The sequence below is a fragment of the Spirosoma gilvum genome (assembly GCF_054776815.1).
The window spans coordinates 164493-188425 of sequence record NZ_BAAHBH010000015.1 but is presented as its reverse complement, the minus strand read 5'-3'; the positions used below and the strand labels follow the sequence as shown (position 1 = coordinate 188425).

General features: G+C 42.5%; 24 protein-coding genes and 1 pseudogene. 15 read left to right on the top strand and 10 right to left on the bottom strand.

All coding sequences use genetic code 11. The features are described from left to right. Positions 1-614 precede the first annotated feature (614 nt). The 5 genes from ACYVFD_RS31125 to ACYVFD_RS31105 all read left to right on the top strand — a co-directional run bounded on the left by ACYVFD_RS31125 (position 615) and on the right by ACYVFD_RS31105 (position 6903). Entirely contained in the window at positions 615-998 is a 384-nt protein-coding gene (locus ACYVFD_RS31125; RefSeq protein WP_461094518.1) for a LytR/AlgR family response regulator transcription factor, read from the top strand. Positions 999-1004: 6 nt separating this feature from the next. Continuing rightward, complete coding sequence (locus ACYVFD_RS31120; RefSeq protein ID WP_461094517.1) at positions 1005-1730, top strand: hypothetical protein; 726 nt, start codon at positions 1005-1007, stop codon at positions 1728-1730. 459 nt (positions 1731-2189) lie between these two features. Then, positions 2190-3692 carry a hypothetical protein gene (locus tag ACYVFD_RS31115; protein ID WP_461094516.1) on the top strand — a complete coding sequence of 501 codons (1503 nt, stop codon included), beginning with the start codon at positions 2190-2192 and terminating at the stop codon, positions 3690-3692. Between the two features lie 1490 nt (positions 3693-5182). Next, entirely contained in the window at positions 5183-6127 is a 945-nt protein-coding gene (locus ACYVFD_RS31110) for a sensor histidine kinase (RefSeq protein WP_461094515.1), read from the top strand. Next, positions 6124-6903 (top strand): LytR/AlgR family response regulator transcription factor, encoded by a 780-nt coding sequence (locus ACYVFD_RS31105; RefSeq protein ID WP_461094514.1) that lies wholly within the window; start codon positions 6124-6126, stop codon positions 6901-6903. The genes ACYVFD_RS31110 and ACYVFD_RS31105 overlap by 4 nt, the downstream gene beginning before the upstream one ends. 457 nt (positions 6904-7360) lie before the next feature. Here ACYVFD_RS31105 and ACYVFD_RS31100 read toward each other — a convergent pair whose 3' ends face one another. The 3 genes from ACYVFD_RS31100 to ACYVFD_RS31090 all read right to left on the bottom strand — a co-directional run bounded on the left by ACYVFD_RS31100 (position 7361) and on the right by ACYVFD_RS31090 (position 11093). Then, on the bottom strand, positions 7361-8584 hold the full coding sequence (locus ACYVFD_RS31100; RefSeq protein WP_461094513.1) for a tyrosine-type recombinase/integrase: 1224 nt from the start codon (positions 8582-8584) through the stop codon (positions 7361-7363). Positions 8585-9161: 577 nt separating this feature from the next. Continuing rightward, a complete protein-coding gene (locus ACYVFD_RS31095) occupies positions 9162-10022 on the bottom strand; it encodes a CPBP family intramembrane glutamic endopeptidase (protein ID WP_461094512.1) in 861 nt (286 codons plus the stop codon). A 582-nt stretch (positions 10023-10604) separates the two neighbouring features. Next, a complete protein-coding gene (locus tag ACYVFD_RS31090; RefSeq protein ID WP_461094511.1) occupies positions 10605-11093 on the bottom strand; it encodes a hypothetical protein in 489 nt (162 codons plus the stop codon). A gap of 436 nt (positions 11094-11529) precedes the next feature. On the opposite strand from ACYVFD_RS31090, the gene ACYVFD_RS31085 reads away from it, so the two are divergent. From ACYVFD_RS31085 to ACYVFD_RS31060, 6 genes and pseudogenes are all read left to right on the top strand, one after another. Next, the gene (locus ACYVFD_RS31085) at positions 11530-12087 is read left to right on the top strand and encodes a hypothetical protein (RefSeq protein WP_461094510.1); all 558 of its coding nucleotides are present in this window, start codon (positions 11530-11532) and stop codon (positions 12085-12087) included. Positions 12088-12259: 172 nt separating this feature from the next. Next, a pseudogene (gene tnpA / locus ACYVFD_RS31080) lies at positions 12260-12740 on the top strand (IS200/IS605 family transposase). Positions 12741-12890: 150 nt separating this feature from the next. Next, positions 12891-13208 carry a helix-turn-helix domain-containing protein gene (locus ACYVFD_RS31075; RefSeq protein WP_461094509.1) on the top strand — a complete coding sequence of 106 codons (318 nt, stop codon included), beginning with the start codon at positions 12891-12893 and terminating at the stop codon, positions 13206-13208. A gap of 12 nt (positions 13209-13220) precedes the next feature. After that, on the top strand, positions 13221-14495 hold the full coding sequence (locus ACYVFD_RS31070; RefSeq protein ID WP_461094508.1) for a type II toxin-antitoxin system HipA family toxin: 1275 nt from the start codon (positions 13221-13223) through the stop codon (positions 14493-14495). A gap of 180 nt (positions 14496-14675) precedes the next feature. Further along, positions 14676-15125 (top strand): hypothetical protein, encoded by a 450-nt coding sequence (locus ACYVFD_RS31065; protein ID WP_461094507.1) that lies wholly within the window; start codon positions 14676-14678, stop codon positions 15123-15125. 165 nt (positions 15126-15290) lie between these two features. Continuing rightward, positions 15291-15713: a DUF4265 domain-containing protein gene (locus tag ACYVFD_RS31060; protein ID WP_461094506.1), complete on the top strand. Its 423-nt coding sequence runs from the start codon at positions 15291-15293 to the stop codon at positions 15711-15713. A gap of 167 nt (positions 15714-15880) precedes the next feature. Here the strand turns inward: ACYVFD_RS31060 and ACYVFD_RS31055 are convergent, their stop codons facing one another. The 7 genes from ACYVFD_RS31055 to ACYVFD_RS31025 all read right to left on the bottom strand — a co-directional run bounded on the left by ACYVFD_RS31055 (position 15881) and on the right by ACYVFD_RS31025 (position 21315). Next, positions 15881-16894, bottom strand: a complete 1014-nt coding sequence (locus ACYVFD_RS31055) for a thioredoxin-like domain-containing protein (RefSeq protein WP_461094505.1) — start codon at positions 16892-16894, stop codon at positions 15881-15883. A 435-nt stretch (positions 16895-17329) separates the two neighbouring features. After that, positions 17330-17890 (bottom strand): hypothetical protein, encoded by a 561-nt coding sequence (locus tag ACYVFD_RS31050; RefSeq protein WP_461094504.1) that lies wholly within the window; start codon positions 17888-17890, stop codon positions 17330-17332. Positions 17891-18056: 166 nt separating this feature from the next. Then, the gene (locus ACYVFD_RS31045) at positions 18057-18704 is read right to left on the bottom strand and encodes a group II intron maturase-specific domain-containing protein (protein ID WP_461094535.1); all 648 of its coding nucleotides are present in this window, start codon (positions 18702-18704) and stop codon (positions 18057-18059) included. A 30-nt stretch (positions 18705-18734) separates the two neighbouring features. Then, positions 18735-19358 carry a reverse transcriptase/maturase family protein gene (locus ACYVFD_RS31040; protein WP_461094503.1) on the bottom strand — a complete coding sequence of 208 codons (624 nt, stop codon included), beginning with the start codon at positions 19356-19358 and terminating at the stop codon, positions 18735-18737. Further along, positions 19297-19701, bottom strand: a complete 405-nt coding sequence (locus ACYVFD_RS31035; RefSeq protein WP_461094534.1) for a reverse transcriptase N-terminal domain-containing protein — start codon at positions 19699-19701, stop codon at positions 19297-19299. The genes ACYVFD_RS31040 and ACYVFD_RS31035 overlap by 62 nt, the downstream gene beginning before the upstream one ends. After that, on the bottom strand, positions 19676-19810 hold the full coding sequence (locus tag ACYVFD_RS31030) for a hypothetical protein (protein ID WP_461094502.1): 135 nt from the start codon (positions 19808-19810) through the stop codon (positions 19676-19678). The genes ACYVFD_RS31035 and ACYVFD_RS31030 overlap by 26 nt, the downstream gene beginning before the upstream one ends. Before the next feature lie 605 nt (positions 19811-20415). Further along, the gene (locus tag ACYVFD_RS31025; protein ID WP_461094501.1) at positions 20416-21315 is read right to left on the bottom strand and encodes an alpha/beta fold hydrolase; all 900 of its coding nucleotides are present in this window, start codon (positions 21313-21315) and stop codon (positions 20416-20418) included. Between the two features lie 952 nt (positions 21316-22267). Between ACYVFD_RS31025 and ACYVFD_RS31020 the strand changes: the two genes are divergently transcribed. The 4 genes from ACYVFD_RS31020 (at position 22268) to ACYVFD_RS31005 (ending at position 23564) form a co-directional block, all read left to right on the top strand. Next, complete coding sequence (locus tag ACYVFD_RS31020) at positions 22268-22459, top strand: cold-shock protein (protein WP_461094500.1); 192 nt, start codon at positions 22268-22270, stop codon at positions 22457-22459. Between the two features lie 554 nt (positions 22460-23013). Further along, positions 23014-23208 carry a recombinase family protein gene (locus tag ACYVFD_RS31015; protein ID WP_461094499.1) on the top strand — a complete coding sequence of 65 codons (195 nt, stop codon included), beginning with the start codon at positions 23014-23016 and terminating at the stop codon, positions 23206-23208. Next, entirely contained in the window at positions 23171-23380 is a 210-nt protein-coding gene (locus ACYVFD_RS31010) for a recombinase family protein (RefSeq protein ID WP_461094498.1), read from the top strand. Before ACYVFD_RS31015 ends, ACYVFD_RS31010 begins: the two co-directional genes overlap by 38 nt. Continuing rightward, positions 23283-23564, top strand: coding sequence for a helix-turn-helix domain-containing protein (locus ACYVFD_RS31005; protein WP_461094497.1), 282 nt, complete (start codon positions 23283-23285; stop codon positions 23562-23564). Before ACYVFD_RS31010 ends, ACYVFD_RS31005 begins: the two co-directional genes overlap by 98 nt. Positions 23565-23933 lie beyond the last annotated feature (369 nt).

Here is a 23933-nt window from a genome sequence, read left to right as displayed (position 1 = left end):
AGGGTTAAAAAGGTTAAACTCTCCAGCAACAGCAGAATAGGTATTTGCTTAGAAAAGCTTTGATGGTTAACTAACCAATTTTTGTAATGGCTTTGTGCTTCCTCATGGTACAAATTATAGAAAAGGGTAGCAACTGGATGGTTTTGAGATTAAGATCGCTCTCTTTCTCATACGTTGAAGCCAAATTGCTACCTCCTGGTTTATTGACTAAGCCCATTTTTACTGTCATCTCCGCTGAACCGCTTCGTTTTTCACGCCATACTGGGGATAAATTCCTATCGTTATCGAATGAATTAGACTTAAAATGTAGAGTAACTTGGTTTTTTTTTCATCGTAATTTGAATCAAAATGCATTCTAAATGGGTAATTCAGAATGCACTAGTAACCGAAATACTACAATGCCATTCAGTAAAATAGAATAACCGTTCAGTGAACATGTAGAACCGTTCAATCTGCATTTAGATTTAAAAAAAAACATTTATCCTACCTTGCACTCAAACATCCATTATTAACAACTTAAAGTCAGTATTTCGATTTATTGTATTCCAACAATAGTCTTATTAAGTATTTGGATTTTAAACAAAATAAGATCTACTTAATAAGTTTTTTACAAAATGGAGAATAGTCTATTCAATCCTCTGTACATAAAGCTTCCTGGATACTATAAGCCAATTGATCCAAAATTCATTGTTTGGTTTCAAGGGTCAGGGAATTATACGTTTGTCTATTTTGCTGATGGCAATCACATGTTGAGTTGTTGTACCCTATTATTTTTTGAACAGCAGCTTCCTGATTTTATTCGAGTGCATAAATCAGCTTTAATCAACCCATTGTTTATAACTTCCTTGAAAGGGTTTCGTTTTTTTAACCCAAGTATTGAATTAAAAAATGGGGTAGTTATAACTATTTCTAGGCGCCGATTTTCAAAAGTGAAAGAAACGTTATATTCAACAAACCCAAACCTTTTTTTTAAGCGTTGTTTAGGCAATGACAATTAATTTAAAATGATCAAAACGGCAGAAAATTATTTTATATTTAAAGTGGCTGCTTGTTGCGCTGTACTATCAGCATTGACAACTTTTTTACTCTGGTATCTACCCCGGCAATACTCACCACCAAGTACGCCCGAGGAAAGTTGGCAACTAGCGACTAACGGATTTTATATGGCCAAAAACTGGGTTAATCTGTTTCATATACCCCTTACGTTGACTGGGTATGCAGGCTTAACGTTTTATATTTTTTCTCAAGCTTCTACCCTTACTCATACCTCATTTAAAGCCTTTTTAGCCATGATTTGGTTTATCATATGGGGCTTAATCGAAATGGTAGGTATGGCAATCATCATTTTTACGGTCAACCAGAATTGGCGGGCGGCTTTCCCCAGTGCTAATGCAGCTGGCAAAGGGGCAATCATCGCTCAGATAAACGTATTTAATTCAGTGTGGGATAGTTTATTTTTTGTGCTGTTACTCGCGTTTTTATTTGGCTCGTTGTTTATAGCCTGGGCTACTTGGTCCTTTTCACAATTACGGATACTCAGTTATTTGTTTTGGTTAGCCGTCCCACTAACATTTTTTATTATTATCCAGAATTACGCGGATGTGAGCTGGGCCGCCGGATTGGTAACCTGGATCTATCCGATCTTGCAACCCCTTAGTCGCCTCATGCTGGGGGTGTTTCTTTGGCGTAATTTTGATAAAAACACTTTCCTACTTGGACTACGGGTTTAATGAATAATCCCTCCGCGTGCGTTAAAACTAATCATACTGATCGTTACGGCTATTCACACCATACCATCAACCTTAAAAAGGTCAGTCAAGCTGCGGATTTTCAGCTCTAGCCACAACTAACGCTATCGTATAAAAAAGTTTATTAATCATTTTCTATTAATCGTCTATATATCAGGCGAGTAATACGATGTTTCAACGCTGGATGAGTCCATCAGCTAATCGCCCTGCTTCAGGTTTACCAACATCGTAACATTTTGTTTTACTAATTTACTTAACACCAATGAATGAGTGTTGATTGTGATTTTAAGAGAGTCATCTGTCTCACAACCCTAAAGCGGCTTCTAAAACCATTCAGGTTCAGCCTCGCCAGTCAACAATTTTTCACTATACAATTCATTCTTCAACTGGGCATGTATTGATCTGTTTACAACAGCTTACAGCTTTTTTCTTCCATTGACTATGAAAAGATTACAGGTATGGGGGCTACGAATTAGTCTCTTTGTTTGCTTTTTTGACCTGACCTCCAGCGTGCAGGCTCAACTTGGAGGCTTTATTAAGAAAGCGCAGGATAAGCTCAAGTCGGGGGTCAGTATTTCGACAGGGAGTGCTTCCACAGCCCCAGAAAAACAACCGCAAGGTGCGTCTTCTGTTTCGGCTGATCAAGACTATGATCGGTGGATTAAAGACAAATCCTTTATTGGGCGGGATTTACTCAGATTGTCCGATTCACCCAGCCAATACCTAACCCTAGCCAAAACGCTGGATTATGGTCAAACGATTCAAACACTGAAAAAAAAGGGAAAACCGGCTAATTACAATGTATTATCGGAATACAATCGATTACTTGAATTTGACAATCAGTACACCCAATATTTTGAAAGTGACTTAAAGGGGTACCTAAATCGTGAGCTTGAGGAAGCTTTTCGGCAAAAAGTAAATAGCCCGACCCAGGCGCTCAAAACATTAGAACGAATTAGCCCCTATGCAGAAGCCGTTACGCTCATACTTCCAAATTACGAAGCGGCTAAAGCATTAAAAAATGATATAGATAAAGCGTACAATTCCTTAAACGAACAGCACGGTAAATCCATATTTACCTCTGATTTTCACCGTCAGCATGCCGGACAAATCCTATTCTCTAAAAGCCCCATAGTCGTTGGAAAGGAGAAAGCCGATCAGTTTGCCACTGCGTTCACTAGTAAAGATCATATTTACGCCGTTGCTTACCTGAAAGGAACGATTCAAGAATTAGCCGAGGGCAATTTAGGTGCCAGCTACCGGTATTACGTAGATGGAAACATGAAGGACCGAATCGATTTCAAGCATAATAAAGAAGATATGGTTAAGAGCGTTTATGCGATTGAGATCTTACCCGAACCCAACCAAGCAAACCATGCAATCGACGCGCCAGGTTGGGCCGAAGCGCTTGCCATTCTCTCTCCCCGCTCACACCAACTCAAAGTTGAGTTTATCTCGCCTGGTACGTTTGGAGATCCCTTGGCAAGCGGTGAAATCACGCTGGACTTAAGTGGGATGAATCCTGACGAATTACGGAAGAATGCTGCATTGGCAGCGCAGCATGCTCGTTCTACTTATGTCAACCCTACTGAGATACCCGATGATTTTAAAAAAGTAAGCGGCCGTTTTCAGGATCCGGCGCTTTCTGCCGCGAATCTAACAGCGGCTATCGAGCGAGACTGGAAGGTGAAAGTACTAAAGTTAGTCGTCGAGCCTGATGGAACAGATTGGCATATTGATAAAAATGAACTTGGGCTACCTACCAAAAAAGTAACTAATGGCCATGCCCACGTTTTATATAAAGACAACCTAGGCTGTCATTTTGTCCGCCATCTAGGTTTTCGTAGGGATTATGCCGGCGGGGGTACCTACGGGCCAGTTGTAGCAGGTAATGGATATGGTACTTCGGAAGCTGGTGATCTTAATTGTGATAAAATAAAATAATGATCTTGCTTGACGCTGCTGGGTAGCCCTTAGGGTTGTCGTAGGCTCCTTTTTACCAGTACACCTTCGCATGTAATAAATGACAACACCGTTCTCTTTCCAAATCCCAATGTATTCCAGCTCTGGCTTTTTGAACAGACGTGATGCGTTAACCAGTTACTACGCGCGGGTTCATTGCCAGGTCTTGCTTATCTCGATGGTGCAATCTAGTCTACATTAGCGTAGGAGTGGCTGGATGGATGACCCGTTACTTACAACCTAAATCCATCAGCATTTCACCAAAATGTATAATACCCCTTTGCATAAAGTATGGGGGCCTTATCGTGCCAACAGCTCCGGAGTCAATGTAATCAATACGTTGGTTCAGGAGCTGTTGGCACGATAAGACCAGAGCCGATTCATAGTTAGTTGTTAACCACGTTACATTACGAGTTTAAGGGCTTATTGCCTGGCTTTCTTCCAGGGGTAACAATAGTGAAATGCGTCAAATTGACTCTGTCAAAATAGAATGTGCGGCCTTTAAAGCCAATTACAGCCTGTTGATTTTCGGATAGGAAGTATTAACGTCCAAGTGATCATTGCCTCCTTTTACCAAAACGTGATCAAACCAAGAACCTAAGTTGTTCATAAATCAACAATGATCAGGATAATACTTGATGACCGGTTAACTGCCAGCCTTTGTATCTGTCAGCAGGCTAAATAAATTGAGTATTGCTGAGAGAAATGGCGGACTTTAGGTTAACCAACGGGACGCTGATTAGGGGAAAAGCGTGCATTTGGGAAAAGCTATAAATGATATAGACTTATCGAGTAAGCGGTGCATAATTAAGAAGGGTTCATTGACTTGTCTTTATAACCTACCAGAGTGGTAAACGATCCAAATTAAATTTTTATAAAGCTAGCCGTAAGCCGCAGTCACTAGCTGAAAACTATTTTATAAATCGTCCTGCCAGGAATAATAATGACAAATTAAATAAAGCCAAACTGTCATGGTATCTGTAAACAACTTGAATCTAAAGCTTAAAAGAAACCGTAAGCTTACTACTTTGTTTATTTTATGAATATTATTAATCATATTTGATCGAATAATTCAAAAATTTCCGAAAACGTAACTTATAAGTTTATTAATGCAGGATTTTGGTTCGATAATAAGGTAATTCACCCTCAAAACTGTCGTTAGGGTCATCTAAGAATGTTCTATGGAAATACCAAAAATGCAGTTTTCGTCAAATTGATTTCACAAATAACTTTGGAATGGATAGGAAGCTAACTTTAACCGAGAAATAGTTAGTAACTTTAAATAAGTATGTGAAAAAGAATACGATATGATTGAGGTAATTCCACTAAAACGAAAGTTTAAAATTGCATTAGGGATGATAATATTTTATTATCCACTGATAGTATATATAAACCTTCGGGTCCGAACTTTGGACTATTTTATTAAAGTTATTCCTATATTAAGCATTGAGTTTTGTATTTTATTCAGCTTTATGATTGGTTGGCTTTACACCACCGAATTCATACAAAATAGATTCACTAAATCTGATGCAAATGCACTATATAAGGTAGATGGGCTAAAAAGTCGATTTTTCCAGCAGGTTTTAACCAGCCTAGCGGGCTTCATTGGACTATATGTTTACCAATTTATATTGGCTAAAACCTTCCAGATTTTAGTCGTGGTTACCCCTGTCACTTCCTTTGATCCAGAATTAGGCGCCTATCGGAACCGAGTAAACCAAGGTTTTTTTATGTTCATTGCCTTTTCGCTGTACGTGTTGATGAATAATCATCGCATTCAGTCGCAAAACTACCAGATGCAACAGCAAATGCAGGCCATTAAACTCAAGGCTGAAAAACTCGAAAAAGAAAATATTCAATCTCAATTTACGGCGCTTAAGAATCAAGTTAACCCCCATTTTCTGTTCAACAGCTTAAGTATTCTAGCCTCCCTAATTCGAAACAATGTCAATTTAGCGGGTAAATTTATTACCCAGTTAGCCAAAGCATACCGCTATATCCTTGAACAAAAAGATAATGACTTAGTGCTCTTACAAACCGAATTACAGTTTATTGAAGCCTATACCTTCTTGTTGAAAATTCGCTTTAAAGATAAGTTTGATGTGCAATTTGCGCTGACTTCGTCCCAAGCGTCATCCTATATGATTGCGCCGTTAACGCTCCAGCTTTTACTAGAGAACGTGGTTAAACACAATCAAATGTCCCTTAAAAACCCGTTGTTAGTTAAAGTTGAAATCTGTCAGCAAAAGTTAGTAGTTACAAATCGGTTACAAATTAGACAGAGTGAGCTTTATTCAACCGGAGTTGGTTTGTCTAACATCATCAACCGCTACCAATTACTTACCAATCAACCGGTTGAGGTTGACCAAACTTCCCATCAGTTTACCGTTAAAATTCCCTTAATTGACGCACTATGAACGTTTTGATCGTTGAAGATGAGCTGTTGACGGCCCAGTTGTTAGAGGATTTATTACGACAATATGATCCCACCATCCAGGTATTAGCTACCTTACCTTCTGTTGAGGAATCGGTTCACTGGCTTCAGTTAGTTCAATCGGCCAAATATCCAGATCCTGACATCATTTTTATGGATATTCATCTGGAAGATGAGATTTGCTTTCGCATTTTTGATCAAATTCAGGTGTCGGCTCCGGTCATATTTACTACTGCCTATGATGAGTATATGCTCAGGGCGTTTAAGGTTAACAGCATTGATTATTTATTAAAACCTTTAGATTTTGATGACTTAAGGGCAGCAATCGAAAAATTCAAACGCCAACGTAAATCGCTCTTATTCCCCCAAATGGATTCATTGTTAGGGCTATTACAGCAAACCAAACCAGCTCCTTCGCCTTACAAAGAGCGATTTATGGTAGCGGCTGGCTTAAAAATAAGAACAGTAGCTACCAGTGATATTGCTTATTTTTATTCTGAAGAACGCATAAGCTATCTAGTAACTAAAACAGGCGTACACCTACCCGTCGATTTCCCGTTAGAAACGTTGATTACGTTGCTTGATCCCCAACATTTTTTTCGCGTGAGTAGGCAGCACATTATTAGTTATGATTCGATTATAACTGTTCATGCGTTTGGCAAAAGTTCGCTTAAAGTTCAAGTTGAGCCTCAGCCGCGGCATGAGGTATTTGTTAGCAGAGATCGAGTAACTGATTTTAAAATCTGGTTAGGGAAATAAACACCTACTAACCAAGCGACACCTCAACTTTAACAAGCTTTGCCAAGTCATTGAGTATTGCCCAGTTGGCTATTAACCTTATGAAGGGGCTTTCGAATGCAAAAAACTCGGCAATAGGCCCATCCGCTTGGTTTATAAGTTGGGCATTGTAGCATAGGGCAGCCATCAAGGGTGCATAATTGTTACCGAAAGCTAGCTGAAAAACGCAGGGGGAAAGCGTAACGATAATTCATCACATTGTTACCTCCATGGATCTATTTAGTCTTGACTAAATTCAGTTGATTCCATTTATATTTACTAAACAGCCGTTTGCCAACCACTTCGCAAAGCTATACGTTAGGTTATTTTATGGCTTCGGGTAGGGCAGATTTAAGGTAGAATAGATAGCTGGGGGCAAGGAATCATTTCAACTTTCAAGGTTTTGGCCTTAGTTTGCGTACCTTAACCGTTATTATAGCTATATGGCTGAATTGCTGTCCGTTAGCTTTTTGTAGTAGTCTTGTTCGGTCTGTTTTTTGATGTAAAATTGGGTTGTTTCGAAAAGTTCGTGACGAAGATGGCGCTGGACATGAACGGGCTCGATGCCCTCCTGAATTAACAGTTGGCCCGTAGTATGCCGCAAACTGTGCGCGGATATCCGTGACCGTTTCAAGCCCAGTTGGGTTAGGTATTTATCCGTACGGTAGCGAATCTGATAGGTTTTCAACTCGGCAAATAAGGCTTTTCCAGGTTGAGCAGCAACGGGCCAATACAAGTGATCTAGTAAATAAGACTGTAACGCCTGGGCGCAGGCCGGGAATAGATGTACATCCTTCCGGGTAGCCTTGCCCTTCCCTTTGACCCAAAGCTGCTGGCGCTCAAAATCAATATCCCCTACGCGTAAGCGGGTGACTTCCACGGTCCGAAGCCCTTCAATCACTAACAGGGCAATCAACGCCCGGTCCGCCGTATCCTCAATGGCATCCAGTAGCGTATCCCGTTCCGACCGAGTTAGGCTATCCTTGTAAAATTTTCGTTCGGTAGTCAGGCCGCGTACCCCAGCCACATCCCGCAAGGCATCCACTTGGTCGGGCGTTAATCCAACCGGCTGCCGATTCTTAATGACCCAGCTGGCCAGCTGCTTAATGGCGGAAAGCCGGAGGTTAATCGTAAAGGCCGACAAATCAGCTTGTTTCATCCAGGCCACATAGCGCTCGACCGTTAGCCCATTAAAGGAAGCAGGCCGTCCCTGACGCTGCTCCTCAGCTAGATAGCTAAAGAAGGCGTTCAACGATTTGGTATAGGTGTCTTTGGATTCATCCCCCCGCAAGGTGGTCGAATCCGACAGAAACCCCAGAATTAATTCGTTCGCCGCAGGGATGGAATTCGCAGTGGGTGGCGGGTCGGCCACTAATCGGGGCGTCCCCTGGGTATGATAGAAGAGGAGAAATTTACGAAGGGGTGAAATGCGATTGGGGGAAAGACCGGCCGCAAACAGTCCCAGGCTGAATCGATCTAGGGTATACTGATTGGCGACACAAAACTCGAGGTAAGGCCGCACCAGGCGAGGGTAATTCCCCGGCTTAGTCAGCCAGGCGGCAAAGTAAGCCAGCACCTGGCTAACGGTCAGGGTGATTGCCCCTTGTTGAAGGGATTGGTCTTGAGTCGGTTTGGGAAGTACTCGTACCGCTTGTTTCTTCATACCGCAGGTGGCCAACGTTTATATCCTAACTTGGATATCGGAGCTGCCCGGTCAAATTTCCGGCAAGTTAACTATTTTTCAACATCTCGGAAATTACTCTTTCCGAGAAATGTTGAAAAACCTATTTAGTCACGTTTAACCAACTGAGTCTAAACCAGGGTATCCTGAGCAAGTAGTCATAGGGTTGTGAATGCCTGAAAAGTTTCAGGGTTAGGCAGTATTGACCTTACTTTTTAATTGCGAGTAAAAGCCCGTCAGCGGTCTTGGCTAACTATGAACTGGTGTACAGGCTATTCGCTGAACCGGCCGGGGGCTCTGCTAAGAGCTACTCCCTGGGGATAGGTTGATCCACAACGAGTAGCCCGGATAGTTAACTCTAAACCATTTGGAGTTAACTAAGAGTACGCTAGGAGTACCTAGTAAGTGGAAAGGGTTTCTCTAGTAAAGGAGTCTTTTTTCGGGCCGTTGGACATTAGGTTTGGGCTAACGGCCCCAGTACTATACTGGCATCGCTGCCATTAGATGGGTGGCGACCTGCCCGTTAAGCAAGTTCACTGTGCCAGCATAGTAGGCGATCTCAAACGACAATATCTTTAATTCGAGGGTGCGTAGACAGATTATTGGGTTTGTAGAAGGCAATAATGGCAATAACGGCTACCCAGCTTACTACTATGTACATAGGGTCGTTTCTATCAAGTAGCAACGTGTTCTGTGATATGTTTAATGAAGCATGAAACAAAAGCATCATTAGCATATTCCCCTTACTACTATTAAATAACCAGCCCATCATAATACTATGGGCAACTATGGTAAGGAGCACTAATAATACCGACTCTTTATAGGCAATTATTAGTGGCAAATGCCATACCCCCCAGATCAACCCGACTATGGTGTTAGCGGCTAGAGCAGAGAAACGTTGCTGTAACATGGGCAAAAGATAGCCACGCCAGCCTAACTCTTCCAGTAGAGGGCTTGTAAACAATTGTGTAAAGAAAATAAAAGGTAGTATGAATAATACACGAATACCGTTATTTTGATACATTCCTCCCAACTGAGAACTAAGGAAATCTGCTTCTGAATAAATTCCTACTATATAATTAATGAAGGTGGCGCACAAAACGACTAAAGGCATAAAAAATATAGCTACTAGGTAATATTTTATATTGATTCTCCAGATCAAATAGCGAGAGAGTAAGTGTTTTAACGTAGCTTTTCCGTAAACATTTTTTACTAGGAGTATTGTAACAATAAGCGGACCTGCAGCACCTACTGTTTGCAGGAAAATAAAAAAGGAGTTCTGGGTGGGATCCTGATTAGGTGAACTTTTTATAAAAAAGGCGGCCGGAATCCAAAATAGCCAGCTAATAAGAAAAACACTAATCAAGTAATTAGTGAGCGAACGAGGAAAATAACTTGTCCATACAGATAACTTATGCATACTCTATTTAGTGAACGAGGGTAAACGAGTTATGGGGAAAAGAGCGATAAAGTAAGCTTGAGAGAATAGGCTAGTATATAAACACCACTTTCAAATATTAAGTAGTATCTCTTTGTTTTCTTATTTATTTTACTGAAGTCCATTAAATCACTACTCAAAGGCATGTATAATGCATTGAATAGGAAGTAGCTTATTTTATTTTTTCATCAGATAAAAAGATTTTGCTACCTATAATGATGAAAATTTTTTTGGCAATTGGCCGCTGTACTTATAACTTAACATTTGCCTCTAGTGGGGCCACATCAAGCCACCTAGGCACAAGTAATCCTGTATAAGAGGTGGGTATGTGACTAAATGCTGACGATCCTTTCAGTTCTGAACCAGTGCAACCGTTCCATCAGCGTTCTTGACTGGTGAGGCAGCCAATGGAATGATAAAGGGAATGGAATTAACTGCCTACTAGCTGCCAATATGGGAATAAATGAAATTACGGGCGTAAATGGGCTAATGCAATGAAGGGCTGGTTGAAAAACAAAAATACAAACCATAAAATAAGCCCCGTTCAACCAGGGCATATTTACTTTACTCGGAAGCCAAGGCTTGCTTGGGCTTTCGACCGCGAGGCTTGCCAGTGTAGGGGGCTTTCGGCGTGGTAACTTCTGTAGTTAATTGTAGCTCTAAGGCGGTTGAACCTTCATGCTCGAAAAAGCGAATGGTAAAGCCATATTTCGATTTTTGAAAAACAACTCCGCTCTTTTTCAAAATGAACGGTAAAGATAGTGTGTAACTTTTGGCTGCTTTTTCAAATTGGAATGTATCGGCCTGGCCACTGGCCGGAACCAGGTAAAGCGATTTAGCTTTGCGTTTATCTTGCTGTATTCCTACTTTAAATGCAGTTGAATCAAGGTCAATTTCTAGATTAGAAACAGTTTTAGCAGGGAAAACCAGTTTACCAGCATTTGAAATATAACCTGTTAAAACTATTTTTTTAGTTTTAGACACTTTCACTTTTTTAGCTTTGAATTGGCTATTTTCTGCGAGTGAAAAAAAACGGATATCTAATGCTTTCATTCGGATCTATTTAAATCGTAAAACGTATACAAACATAAAAAATAATTGTTGCTATCAATATTGAATTTATTGAATAAATCTACTATAACAGGGTTATACGGAAATCGAGATTTGATCGATTTGTGCGTGTCTCAAAGCGGTTTAGGTGGTATATAACGCGGCTTCTAAGCTATTGGGCTACGGCACTCCCTGTAAATAGGAAGCTTATTTTTTCACTTCCCCAATGGCAACTAGAAAGATCTCCACCATACTATTGCAAGTTGAGGCATCTACTTTTGCAACAGCAACGCAGATTATACAACAGATTTAACCATTTAAAACCACAGTTTACAACCCTTTTTCAGAATAATGCCTCTAACATAAAAGGCACGTACACTCAGCCAACATGGATTGCAGTTAGCCGTTTACACTTCTACAAACTCACCACTATAAGTCTATGAAAAAAGTAAATTCTAGCAAAATGGCCGTGCTTTCCGGCGGAATTAGTCTACTTGTTAGTTTTATAATAGTCAGTTGTTTTCAAGTGCCTACATACTCGAAAGTTCCCCAAATCCAGTTTAAGGGATTTAGTCGGTATACGCTTCAACCAGGCTCGGGAGTTGGGCAATCTAAGCGTGATTCCCTAGTAATTACATTAAGCTTTACCGATGGCGATGGTGATTTAGGCAACACCTTACCCATAATCAGCAGTGAGTTAGATCGCTATCAACAAGCAGGTGGGTGGGGTAACTATATGATTCGTACGTTTCGCTTAGAGAATAAGCAATACGTTGAACAGAACTTGGTTAACAATAACTTATTAATCTTTCCCCGGTTGAGTCAAGAAGGTAAGACGGGACCTATTGAAGGGACGTTGGATCTAAATCAACTCTATCCTTGTGGAAGTCGATTCACCATTTATCCAACCAAATATCGGATACAAATTCGAGACCATGCTTTAAACATTAGTAACGAGATTGAAACTGACACGATTCATCTTCCTTATAGCTACTAGCTAGCTTAGCATACTTTCAGTGACTGTTGCAAAATTCGGTACTAAACTATATCGTCCGTATGCTACTGATTGAGTGAAACTCGATAACCCACCGCCTTGGGCGGTGGTGATGTACTGAGGGCTACGCCTTTTAGTTAGTTTTACGACATGAGTAAGCATAAAAAACAATCTCATGTCGTCCGCTTCGGCGGTCCGATGGAAGTGCGACTACCATATCGTCTGGACCCCCAAGTACCGCTTTCGGGTGTTGACGGGTTTGGTCAAGGATTTGGTTGAGCATGATATTCGGATGCTGTGCGATTGGAAAGGGTGTGAAGTCATCGAATTAAATGTCCAAGCGGATCATATTCATTGGGTGGTGAGTATCCCGCCCCGCGTGTCGGTTTCCGAACTGATGGGTACCTTGAAAGGTAAATTGGCCATCAAACTCTTCAATCGGACCGCCGAAGCGGAGTTATCCCCAACTCAAGAAAAAGCCCTACTGGGGTAATATTTCTGGTCACGGGGCCGGGCGGCCGGTGCCGTATTTTGTCAATACCGTTGGGATTAATGAAGATCATATTCGCCGGTATGTGAAATATCAGGAAACTGAAGATCGTAAAGAGGAGAGTCAAAGCGTTGATTTCGATTTGTTTGAGCCTCCTCATGAGTAAGCCTGCGGGCTATGCCCGCTCCTTTTTAACAAATCCACCTGCTTAGCAGGTGGTTGTTTAATTGAAGCCATTATGCAATAAGCAATCTAAAAAGTATAACGTTCATAATAATAGACAAAAATGTTATATTTGTTCATTATTATGAACATTATGAAAAAAAAGCCAGTCATCTTATTGCCTTCAGTTCAGAAAAATCTATCTGTGTTAGGCGAGGATATCAAACTAGCACGTCTAAGAAGAAAACTCAGTAGTCATCAAGTTGCTGAGAGAGCAAATCTTAGCCGAACTACGGTATGGCAAGTTGAGAAGGGATCACCAAGCGTGACAATGGGGGCCTACGTACAAATATTATTTGTATTAGGGCTTGATAAAAACTTACCGCAGCTTGCGAATGATGACATTCTTGGACGTAAACTGCAAGATGCCGGCTTATTAGTCAAAGAAAGAGCCCCTAAGAAGTTGAGTTAATTTTTGTTTTATATGGCAACACAAAACCCGCGGACTATACTGGTTTACGCGGATTGGCAAGAGTTACCCCAGCCGACACTGATGGGTATTCTAACGGCAGCACTATTACGGGGTAAAGAGGTCTTTTCATTCAATTACAGTCAGGATTGGCTGAAGTCTGGAAATGCCTTGTCACAACTCGATCCAGAACTCCATTTATATACAGGTCCACAATACTTGACAGAGACCAAAACAAACTTTGGACTATTCACAGACTCATCCCCCGACCGATGGGGTCGATTATTGATGCGTCGGCGGGAAGCCGTCATGGCTCGTTTGGAAGGCCGTAAGGAAAATAAGCTTTTTGAAGCAGATATGTTATTGGGCGTTTATGATGAACACAGGATGGGAGCAATCCGTTTTAAAGTCGAATCTGAAGGTGCCTTTCAACATGATGACGCTCAAATGGCTACTCCTCCATTTACTTCATTACGGACTCTGGAAGAAGCAAGTTTAAAGCTAGAAACCGAAGATGACATCGACAATCCGGAGTATATAAAATGGCTATCAATGCTGATAGCGCCCGGATCATCTTTAGGTGGTGCTCGACCCAAAGCAAGTGTGGTTGACCCTAAACAGCATCTATGGATTGCTAAGTTTCCTAGTCAGATGGATAATCGAGATACAGGAGCCTGGGAAATGGTAGCTCATCGATTAGCCTATGAGTCAGGCATTAATGTGGCTGAATCTTTTGTTGAACGGTTTAGTGTTCGGCACCATACGTTCTTAACAAAACGATTTGACCGAACTACTGCTGGCAGACGTATTCACTTTGCTTCGGCGATGACATTACTCGGCTATACTGACGGCATGGACCATCAAGAAGGAGTAAGTTATTTAGAACTTGCTGAGTTTATTATGCGTCAAGGAGCCAAGCCAGCGCAGGATCTAGAGCAGTTATGGAGTCGAATTGTTTTCAATATATGCATCTCTAACACTGACGATCATCTCAGAAATCACGGTTTTCTATTAACTCCAGCTGGTTGGATACTTTCTCCTGCCTACGACCTAAATCCAGTTGAAACGGGGACAGGTTTAAAGTTAAATATTGATGAAAATGATAACTCATTGGAGATCGAGCTGGCTCTGAAAGTAGCTCCCTATTTTCGTATTGAAATAGATAAGGCAAATCAGATCATAGCAAGGATACTAGCAGTAATTGCTGAATGGAAATCAGTTGCCACGAGTATAGGGATTCCAAGAATGGAACAAGCATTTATGGAGCGGGCATTCCGAAGTCGTTTCTGACTTGACCCATACTAGCGAATTCTTCATTCGATCGAATGGTTAAAACTAGAAGCAGGTAAATCTGTCGGCAGAAAAAACGTCAACCGTATGGAATAACACCCGGCAAGTCATCTATTCCAGCGTAACCGTTATCTACCGCCCGGCAAGCAGCAATCTAGTTATACACAAATGAGCCAACCCATGGATCTACTCGCTAACCGCTGGTGGTTAGTCGGTGTCATTGCTGGCTGTTTACTACTGACCTCAGCCAAGGCGCAACAGGGCCACGTCCCGGGCGTAACCGACATTACCTCAGTGACAACCTTATCCAACCTGAACCCCACTGAATTTCGCCGGTTTGTCCAAAAAGGCTGCCGGGATTCGAGCCAGTTTGCCATGGAGCGACACCAACAGGTTGGTCACGTGAGTTATCGCGGGGAACTACAGGCCTACGTGATTAGCTATGGCGAACCCAATACGTTCGATACGGTTAGAACCGGTCTTATCTGTAACCTGGCGAACGCTAGGCAGTGGCTCGGCAAAACGGTTACCTTTAGTGGTCGCTATTTTCACGCCCGAGGATTGGTGCCCCAACACGCTGGGGAACACATCTACTATCTGTATGTGACGGTTATTCGAGGAGGAACTTAACTGGTTACACAATGAGAAACACTAGCGAGCCCATCAGCTCGCAAAGGCGTTAGACGTCTAAAATTGGCGCTGATTCGATGTTTAAAATCTTGTCTTACAGCCTGTAAGACCTATCTGAATTTTGTATTACTTTACATAACGTTTGATTATACAACAATTCGGAGCATGGAATTAACTAAAATCATGCTTGAGTACGAGGACGAAGAAGGAACCTCTTTAGAGAGCGTTTGGGCTACTCCAGTAGAAAAAAATTACAGGGTTGAGAACATTCCTTTCTATGCTACTTCAATCGCTTACAGAGATATTATTAGCGCCAAAGAAGAGAATGGAGAACTTCTATTCGACTCGCTGATTGAAGCGTCGGGTCACAGTGTTGTTCAACTGATGATCTTCGATGAAAAGGCCGTAGATCGAGTCACTCAGGAATTAGTTAATTTGGGCTGTACTTGGGAGGGGAGTCATTTACCGAATTACATTGCTGTAGATGTTCCAGTGGGCGTTGACTACCAACTAGTGCAAGACTATTTGGAAGAAGAAACGGCCCATGAAGTACTTGCTTACAAAGAAGCTTGTTTAGGCTTTTTATAAGCTAGGTTATCATAATGCCAGTGGCTGTTGCAAAAGTCAAAATGCCACTTTCTAAGCTTCGTTAATCCGAAATTTTAAGTCATCTTATGGCAGTTATTTGATGGGTATGCCTTGCTATCCGGCTTCTACCCAGATTTTTGCAACAGCCACGCCACTTATACAACAGATTATTTGCTGTCAATTATCTGAATTGCTTCGTTGAGAGTAACCGCTAAAATTTTGTTGGTGTTATCTACCAGTATGAATTGAGGTACTGAATAAAGAGCCAATTTTTTGGCTAGTGGACCGGATAAATAATTAAGATCTGATAACTGGGGCCAAGTCATACCATCTTTGGTAATTGCGTTGAGCCAGGCCTGTCTCTCGTTATCTAGCGAAATACTGATCAATTCAATTTGAGTGTGGTCTATGCGTTGATAAAGCTTGACTAGATCTTGACGGTTATGAGCTCGACAGGGAGCACACCAAGAAGCCCATAAAGCTAACAAGGTGTAAGGCTTTCCCGAGGGAAGAACCCTTCGGAGAACCCCATTCGTATCCGGTAGGCTAAACGCATCAAGCACCGTGTTAATGGCCAATGCTTCTTGAGTAAGCAAGTGCGCTTTGAAAGAGTCTGCGTCGGGTGAAACCTGTAGAGCAGGCCGTAGAGTAGCCAATAGCGCTCTGCTTTGAGTTATGCCTAATAGTCTTGAATTGGTGCTTAGTAAAAAAAGCGAATAGAAAGAATCAGGATGGTTGTGAATGTACTGACTGATTAAATCAGCCACCTGTTGGTTTTTTTGTGGTTTACTTAAGCTAGACGCGTTAATGGTATTGATAAGCTTAATGTTGTTTAAACAGTCTACTGTTTGGGGGGGGCCTGCCACTTCTATTGTCTGTAGAACATTACCAACGATTTTAAAGGTGGCGCGGATAGTATCGTTACTCAGCCATACGCCTAAGCCCTGGTAGATACCATTGGTCCATACAGTAGCTAACGCTGGATGAACCATTTTTCCCGTAAACGTAAATTGATTACCATTGATATCGGTGCTATCCATTTTGCCTGTATCGTAGTGAGCGAACAGAATCTTCTTAGAAGGGATAGGGCCACTGATTTGACCAATCAATACAAACCCTTTCTCTTGAGCCTGCCCAATTAGGCTGAGGCTTACAAGCAGTATCGTTAACTGAGTTTTCATTTAATAAATGATTAGCAATTAATGTAACGAACTAACTTATAACTATTTAGGTAAAGAGTTCTACTCCAGTACCTCTATCTTTATTGGGATAATCTCTTTACATAAGGTTAGTTATAGAACGCCCCTTAATAAAGTACAAACCCGTGCTATTTTTAGAAATGGCACGGGTTTGTACTTTGTAAACTATACAGGAAGAGCCTTTAAGGCTCGAGTTTATACGCTGTTTATTTTAGACGCTTCCTAAAACGTAAGGTCACAAGTTTACGTAAAATTATTTTTCAACAACAGAAATGTACAAATTAGTGGTCATTATAAACATATGGTAACATAGTACTTTATTAAGGGGCGTTCTATAACTCATCTTATGTAAAGGGAATAGAGTTATAGTCGATAGGAATTACATCAGTTTGTAATCTAGGTAATGTTCTAAAATCACTACTCAAACCTGCCTTTGTCATTAACGGGTGCTGAAAACGTTCCACTCTCAAACACGACAGTCGTGGGATCACTATTTTTATAGGCAGCTTGTTTAGTGAAACCGACCTGGAATTTCCCCTCAATCCGGTGGGTAGTTGAATCATAAGCCGTAATTTCTAAGTAACTAGGTTGGCCTGGATCAAACGAATAGGCTGAAATGCGAATGTCATCATCATCCGTTTGATAACTAGCAGTGGTACAGTTATTGCCGCAGTTAGAACTAGTTTCTTTAACTAATTGGTAGCGCCCTGTTGATTGAGTCGACACTGTTCCTAAATGCAGACTCTCACGAATAATTCCCCCATCACTGAACTTATAAAACTGGAGATCGATATAGTTGCTGACATTATTATTTGTTTTGGCCTTGACTAATAGAACAGCGGCTGCTGCATTGGTCCACTTACTGCCATTACGCGTTACGCTGACCTCTCCCCAGCCCGCCCATTCCGGTTTAAGCGGTTCTTTATCACATCCTAGTAAAGTCATTAGAAGCAACATAATTAGACCTATCTTTCTCATGGCAATAATTTGTATATGCAAAGCCTAGATTCCTGTTAGGTTAAATGAGTTGTGATAGGGTGTTGTATATTAAACTCAGCGGGGCCGTCACCAGCCCCGCTGGTCTTCAGAACCGTGCGTGAGACTTTCACCTCACACGGCTCCTCAATGAAGTGGTAGTTATCAACTATACCTTGCCCGACAGCTCGGTTTGATCCAAAGCTGTTTTGGTGTCGTGGCAATGACGATGAAGCAGTTGGAGATTTGTCATCACATCTTTTCCGCCTTTTATTCGGGGCAGGATGTGATCTATTTCTATCACGTCTTCATTTCGAAAGAATAGCTTGCAATGGTGACATTTTCCCTTTTGCTTTTTAAGAAGAAAGGAAAGTCGATTACTTACTTGGGGCGAACGCCCCAGCCGACTACTCCAGTAAACCCAATCACCATCATAAGGACTCCGATTTTGCTGCACTTTGATGTGCCGCACAATGGGCGTCTCAGTATGGTGAAATAGGCGAATCATCGAGCCCTTTAGCCTGACCCTGAACTGTCTGCTTTGCCCGCGATCCATCTGCCAGTACTTGGCATAAATCCAATGGATCGATTTAGTCGGATGTCGGCGTTTAGCCCAGGTCTTTAACTTCCCGAAGGTCAGATGATCCAGCTTCGTAAAGTGTTTCTTGCTAACGACTCGGGAATAGTAACCAGACCATCCCCGAATAACGGGATTTAGCTCATTAATCAACGCCACTTGACTATTACTCTTATGACAGTTAATGAGTTGGCCTACGCGCTTATAGTGTCGTTTTACACTTTCCTTGGCTGGCTTGATGAGGGTTGTAAACCGCAGCTTTCGTTTCTCTTAGTCAATTTGATCTGACTCCTTCGAGTATTGACGAATCGTAAAGCCCAGAAAATCGAAACCGATACTGGCTTCATGTGACTGAAGCGTATGGGTGATTTTTGTCTTGCTGGGTTTGAGTGCTAAGCCCAGATTCGTTAACCAGTTGGCAATACATTCCTGGCATCGTTGAACAGTCTCCAAGTCCTCATGCACAACAACAAAGTCATCAGCATAGCGGATAAAGTGAATAGGGTTTGCTCGGCGCTGCTTACCGTTGACCACCGTGGATTTGAGTATGACTTGCTGGCTCAGCCATTCTTCCATGCCATGAAGGGCAATATTAGCTAATAGGGGAGAGAGCACGCCACCTTGTGGGGTTCCTTCCATTGTTGGAAACAGCGTTTCCCCATCGACTACGCCTGCTTTGAGCCAACCTTTAATCTGTCGTCTTAGAATTGGGAATGTATGTAGCTTGGTCAATAAAGCCTGATGATCAATGCGGTCAAAGCATTTGGCAATATCAGCATCCAATACATACTTGGGTTTGTGGCAGATACTACTAAAGATGGCCGCTATGGCATCATGGGCTGAGCGCCCTGCCGGGCCGCCGGAGCGGCCGAAACCCGTAACTATTGGGTTCAAACTTAGCCTCCCATTCAGGTTCTAGTGCCTCTTTGACCAGCGCTTGTAAAGCGCGGTCATGCAGCGTAGGAATACCTAAAGGGCGTTTTTCGGTTGAGCCCGGTTTGGGTATCCAAACCCGTCGGGTTGGTTTTGGTTTCTGACCAGGTGTCAACTGACTAACCAGGTCTAGCCGGTGTTTTGGGAGAAGCGATTTAACCCCATCTACCCCAGCTGTATGCTTTCCCTGATTGTCTTGAGTTACCCGTCGAACGGCCAGACATTTAGCCGACCAGGATCTCATCAATGTTTTTTGGAGTTGTCGAACTGTTCTTCTATCACCACGTTGCGAGGCTTTGAATATGCGCGTTTGCAGCCGCTTCGGCGGTCCGATTGAAAACGCTCCGTTCCAGCTTACGCCAGGGAATCGTTTTCCAGTCCATCATCGGGTTTTGAATCCGTGCTTTAGCCATGTTGACTGCTACTAGTACCTATTCACTCCACCTCATCGTGCCTACGTTAGCCTATCCCACCCATTACAGTGGGCCTTTGCTTCTTAGGCAATCTTGCTCCGTATCAGCTTCTGGTTAGCACCTACTCTACTTCGTAGAGAACTGACAAAGAGTTACCGCTCGGGCGGCCCCGTTCGTTCCGATTATTCGTTGGTTGAGTTGGTAGGATGATGCTATCTGCCGGGTTTGTTGGGAATGCAATCTGGTCGTACACTTACCGCCAGCCCCTTATCCTTGCCTTTTGGCCACAGCCTGTTAACCTACCCGGGTCGCCGGTGCGATTGGCTGCTCCATATTAACGACAGTTCAAACACATCTTTGCTTACGCTATCCATAAACTTATGCTCGTCGGAGTTCGGTGTTAGGTTCACCGTTACCGTCTTTTCCCCCCGCTTTACGGATTGAGGACTAGTCGCTACCGTAGGGGTGATGCTGTTACTCCTGCATCGGGAGAGAGGGACTTACACCCTCACGAATAATCAGTTGTCAAAAGGGTTACCCCTTTTGCCACCCGTCCTTGATTTCTCAATCATTTAGGGTGAACGAATCACACAAGTGCCAATATGTTAATCAGAAGCTTTAACTATCCTGCTCATAAACTCAACTGATTTAGCACAGAATTTTTTAGGATCACTTAGCCAAGGATCGTGACAGGCTGCTGGTATGGTATAGAGTTCAGCCATAGGAAAGACCTTCACATACTTATAGCCCCAATCGACATCACAATTCTTCCGGCTCCCATTAAAGAGTAAGACAGGAACCCTAATTTTAGCTAAACTGTCTAACACGGGAGCCGTTACCAGGCTATACACCAACTCAGCGGTATTGGCCGTACCCACACGCAGTACTTCCTTTTCCACCGTGATCGTCGAGTAGCCCCTTCTTTTGATCTCTTCTTGATCAACTAACTGACGTTGCTCGTAAAACGTATACTTGGTCTCTTTTAAATCAGGCTGTTTTAAAGACTGGGACCGTGATTTACCGAGCGAATCCAGATGCTGTATATAGGCTTGATATTTTCCTGCGGTCATGCCTTTCCCTGGCCAAGAATACGTACCACTCAGCAATAAACCTCTGACTTTTTCAGGATGCTGGTAAGCATACAATATGGCTAAGGTCGTTCCCCAGGAAGAAGCCGCCAAAAACACCTTATGAGTAGAAAATCGATGGATGACTCGATCTAAATCCAGTACTTGAGCTTGCCACACATAGCTATCTGCCGACCCACTTTTACCGATGCCTCGCTGATCATAGTAAACTACTTTAGCCACCTTACTCAACCCATCGAGTTCAGGTCGTAAATAGCCATGAGTAGCATCCGGGCCGCCATGCAAGACGATCACAGTTTCGGGTTTAGAACCAATTTTCCAGAAGGCTAGTTTGGGTTGCCCATCGACAAAGCCATCTTGCCCGCAACCATATTGAGCGCTACCAAACCAAACTAATATGGCAAGCCAATGTCGCATACTAGCGCTTTTTTCAGTTGTATAATTTTCAAATATGTTAATCTGACGGTTCTTCCTGCTAGGGCTATGGGATATTCATTTTGAAAAATAGTCCGTCATATTTCCCAAAGGTGAAAAAATCAGCTCTTTTCGCAAACAATTTCGGCTGCCCCTAGTTTAGTTAGTGTATTTCGCTCAAATAGAGTCTGTACTCACTTGAAACGCGGGTCTAGAACTATACACTGAGTGAAACCAAAAGCCAGGTGACTTTCCGTCGTCTGGCTTTCTTTTTGTCCTCCTGAAAAAAGTCCTATATCTTCATTTTATACTATAAAAGTCAAAATTCCCTGCGCTGTTTATTAGAATAAGTCAATTCTAGAATTCTACCACTTATCGGCAGTTTTCGGTGGTTTATCCCCCCAAATCGACGCTTGACCAGTTTTGGGTTGCGGGTTGGCCACTTACCCCTCATCTTTGTAGCACATTCACAATCAACAAAGAACATGAACACTCCATTTCTGCATATTAACCGCCCGGCTCGGCCCCGTATCATTGAAGTTGGCGGCCCTTTAGTGGGTCTGCGTGGTCGGACCATCTACCGGATGCGGGCTCACTAATTGAGCTCTTCCCGAAGCGGTAAGCTCCCCATTGTGGGAGCTTTTTTTATGGCCAACAGGAGCGGATTGGCGTTCCTTTTCTCGCAGGTACTAGGGGGATCTATCTCGGAATATTCTCTTAACATAATGTGGCTTATACCACTTATATGGAAAAAGTACAATTTACGCCTAAATTATCATTTTGTAATGATAGACTGCTTAAACGACTTTTCACCCAAAAATTAATCCGCTACTACTGGTTGCCAAGGATCAGGACTACTTAACAAACACGTCGTAAGAAGATTACCCTTCAATAAGCAATGTTTGGTAAGTTGACTTATTCTGTCGACTTTGAGCCAAACTTTAACCGAATCACAATGCCAACAGGTAGCGTCAAATTTTTCAATGAGAGTAAAGGCTTTGGTTTTATTAAACCCGATGATGGTGGCGACGATGTGTTCGTGCACATTTCAGCCACCAGCCAAGAACTTCGAGAAAACGACAAGGTAACCTACAATGTCGAGCAAGGCAAGAAGGGCTTGAATGCAGTCAATGTCAAACGCATCTAAAGCGATCTGGCAAATTGCATAGGGTGAAGGAGAACAGGCTTCAGCAGCCTGTTCTTTTAGTTTAGGGGCCTCAGTCTTGAAATAACCGGATTTTACAGGGAGTAAAGCGTATCTAGATTAACTTATCTATTAAATTTCAAAATAGTATTTTACCGCTATCCAATGAAAGCAGTATGAATGCTCAGTATCTCATTTAATTGTACTTTTCTTATGGTGCATTTTATAAAAGAACAGTTGCAATCTTGAGAGACACCTTGTTGATTATGTTAGTCTCCCATAACCGTTAGGCCCTACTCGCTAGCTAAGTGATACCTTTTTTAGGGTTGAGATTCCAAGCGGATAATTTGATAAATTCACATCTCACAACCTGCTTACTGAATCGAAAATAGATTTCTCCCATTCATGTCCATGACGTGAGATAGCTACTACTGTATCATGAAGTTAGGATATGCCCGAGTCTCTACCGCACCGGCGGCCCGGCCAAGATCAAAATCTAGCGCTTCAGTTAGATGCCCTCAAAGCCGCAGGATGCGTGAAAATCTTTCAGGACCGGGGTGGCGGACCACAAAGCTAGTGGGTCTAAAACCGAACGGCCTGAATTAAACCCACTACTAGAAATCATCCGGGAGGGGGACACGCTTGTTATCTGGAAGCTGGACGGCGCCGGCCGCCCGGCGGCTGGGCCGTTCATTGAATCACTTGATCGAGATTGTGACGCTGCTCGAGGGCCAACACATTGGACTGGTTAGCCTAAACGATCCCATTAACACCACAACCGCTCAAGGCCGACTTGTCTTTCGCATTTTCGCCAGTCTAGCTGAATTTGATCGCACCGGCGAACCGGCGGGAGGTGATTCGGGAGCGGACCCTAGCTGGACTTGCTTCCGCCCGTCGACGGGGTCAATTACTGGGTCGTCGTAAGGGGCTTACTAAGGCGGGTGAGCAAAAAGCCCGCCTTGCCGAGAGTCTTTATAAAGAGAATAAATTCCCGGTGGAACAGATTGCTCGGGAGTTACACATATCAAAAACCACATTATATAAGTACCTCCGGCAGCGAGGGGTTGAAATTGGGCCATCAGTTCAAGATCCAATCGCTACAGCCTAAATCCGTCAGAAGTACACTAGTTTACAGTTATTGGACGACCGTAAATGATATGTAAAATGACAAACAATTGGTTCGGTCTTCACTGCTAGGTCAATTTTGTTATTGAAACGAGCAAGTGTATCACATGTACGACGACCGTCATGGCTTTGTTACGAACTAAATATCATATATAATTTGACTGTCAGATTGACAGAGTGGAGTTAAACATCCCATCATAGCTAATCTGCTAGTGATATTGTGAAGTCATTTCAACCAGTTAACCAATCCCGAACTCATCCTATTGTACAATCGATCTGTTCTTTTGCTACCCTTAACAGGTCGGGTACGCGTCAAAGTGGGTTGATAACTCGTCAACAATCAAGTTTGTAC

Bases quoted from the DNA above. Each gene is read 5' to 3' on its own strand.
- ACYVFD_RS31110 (WP_461094515.1), top strand. From the start codon at position 5,183: ATGATTGGTTGGCTTTACACCACCGAATTCATACAAAATAGATTCACT.
- ACYVFD_RS31125 (WP_461094518.1), top strand. From the start codon at position 615: ATGGAGAATAGTCTATTCAATCCTCTGTACATAAAGCTTCCTGGATAC.
- ACYVFD_RS31090 (WP_461094511.1), bottom strand. From the start codon at position 11,093: ATGAAAGCATTAGATATCCGTTTTTTTTCACTCGCAGAAAATAGCCAA.
- ACYVFD_RS31070 (WP_461094508.1), top strand. From the start codon at position 13,221: ATGGCAACACAAAACCCGCGGACTATACTGGTTTACGCGGATTGGCAA.
- ACYVFD_RS31055 (WP_461094505.1), bottom strand. From the start codon at position 16,894: ATGAAAACTCAGTTAACGATACTGCTTGTAAGCCTCAGCCTAATTGGG.
- ACYVFD_RS31030 (WP_461094502.1), bottom strand. From the start codon at position 19,810: ATGGCTAAAGCACGGATTCAAAACCCGATGATGGACTGGAAAACGATT.
- ACYVFD_RS31085 (WP_461094510.1), top strand. From the start codon at position 11,530: ATGAAAAAAGTAAATTCTAGCAAAATGGCCGTGCTTTCCGGCGGAATT.
- ACYVFD_RS31065 (WP_461094507.1), top strand. From the start codon at position 14,676: ATGGATCTACTCGCTAACCGCTGGTGGTTAGTCGGTGTCATTGCTGGC.
- ACYVFD_RS31115 (WP_461094516.1), top strand. From the start codon at position 2,190: ATGAAAAGATTACAGGTATGGGGGCTACGAATTAGTCTCTTTGTTTGC.
- ACYVFD_RS31020 (WP_461094500.1), top strand. From the start codon at position 22,268: ATGCCAACAGGTAGCGTCAAATTTTTCAATGAGAGTAAAGGCTTTGGT.
- ACYVFD_RS31060 (WP_461094506.1), top strand. From the start codon at position 15,291: ATGGAATTAACTAAAATCATGCTTGAGTACGAGGACGAAGAAGGAACC.
- ACYVFD_RS31120 (WP_461094517.1), top strand. From the start codon at position 1,005: ATGATCAAAACGGCAGAAAATTATTTTATATTTAAAGTGGCTGCTTGT.
- ACYVFD_RS31025 (WP_461094501.1), bottom strand. From the start codon at position 21,315: ATGCGACATTGGCTTGCCATATTAGTTTGGTTTGGTAGCGCTCAATAT.
- ACYVFD_RS31105 (WP_461094514.1), top strand. From the start codon at position 6,124: ATGAACGTTTTGATCGTTGAAGATGAGCTGTTGACGGCCCAGTTGTTA.
- ACYVFD_RS31075 (WP_461094509.1), top strand. From the start codon at position 12,891: ATGAAAAAAAAGCCAGTCATCTTATTGCCTTCAGTTCAGAAAAATCTA.
- ACYVFD_RS31050 (WP_461094504.1), bottom strand. From the start codon at position 17,890: ATGAGAAAGATAGGTCTAATTATGTTGCTTCTAATGACTTTACTAGGA.
- ACYVFD_RS31095 (WP_461094512.1), bottom strand. From the start codon at position 10,022: ATGCATAAGTTATCTGTATGGACAAGTTATTTTCCTCGTTCGCTCACT.
- ACYVFD_RS31100 (WP_461094513.1), bottom strand. From the start codon at position 8,584: ATGAAGAAACAAGCGGTACGAGTACTTCCCAAACCGACTCAAGACCAA.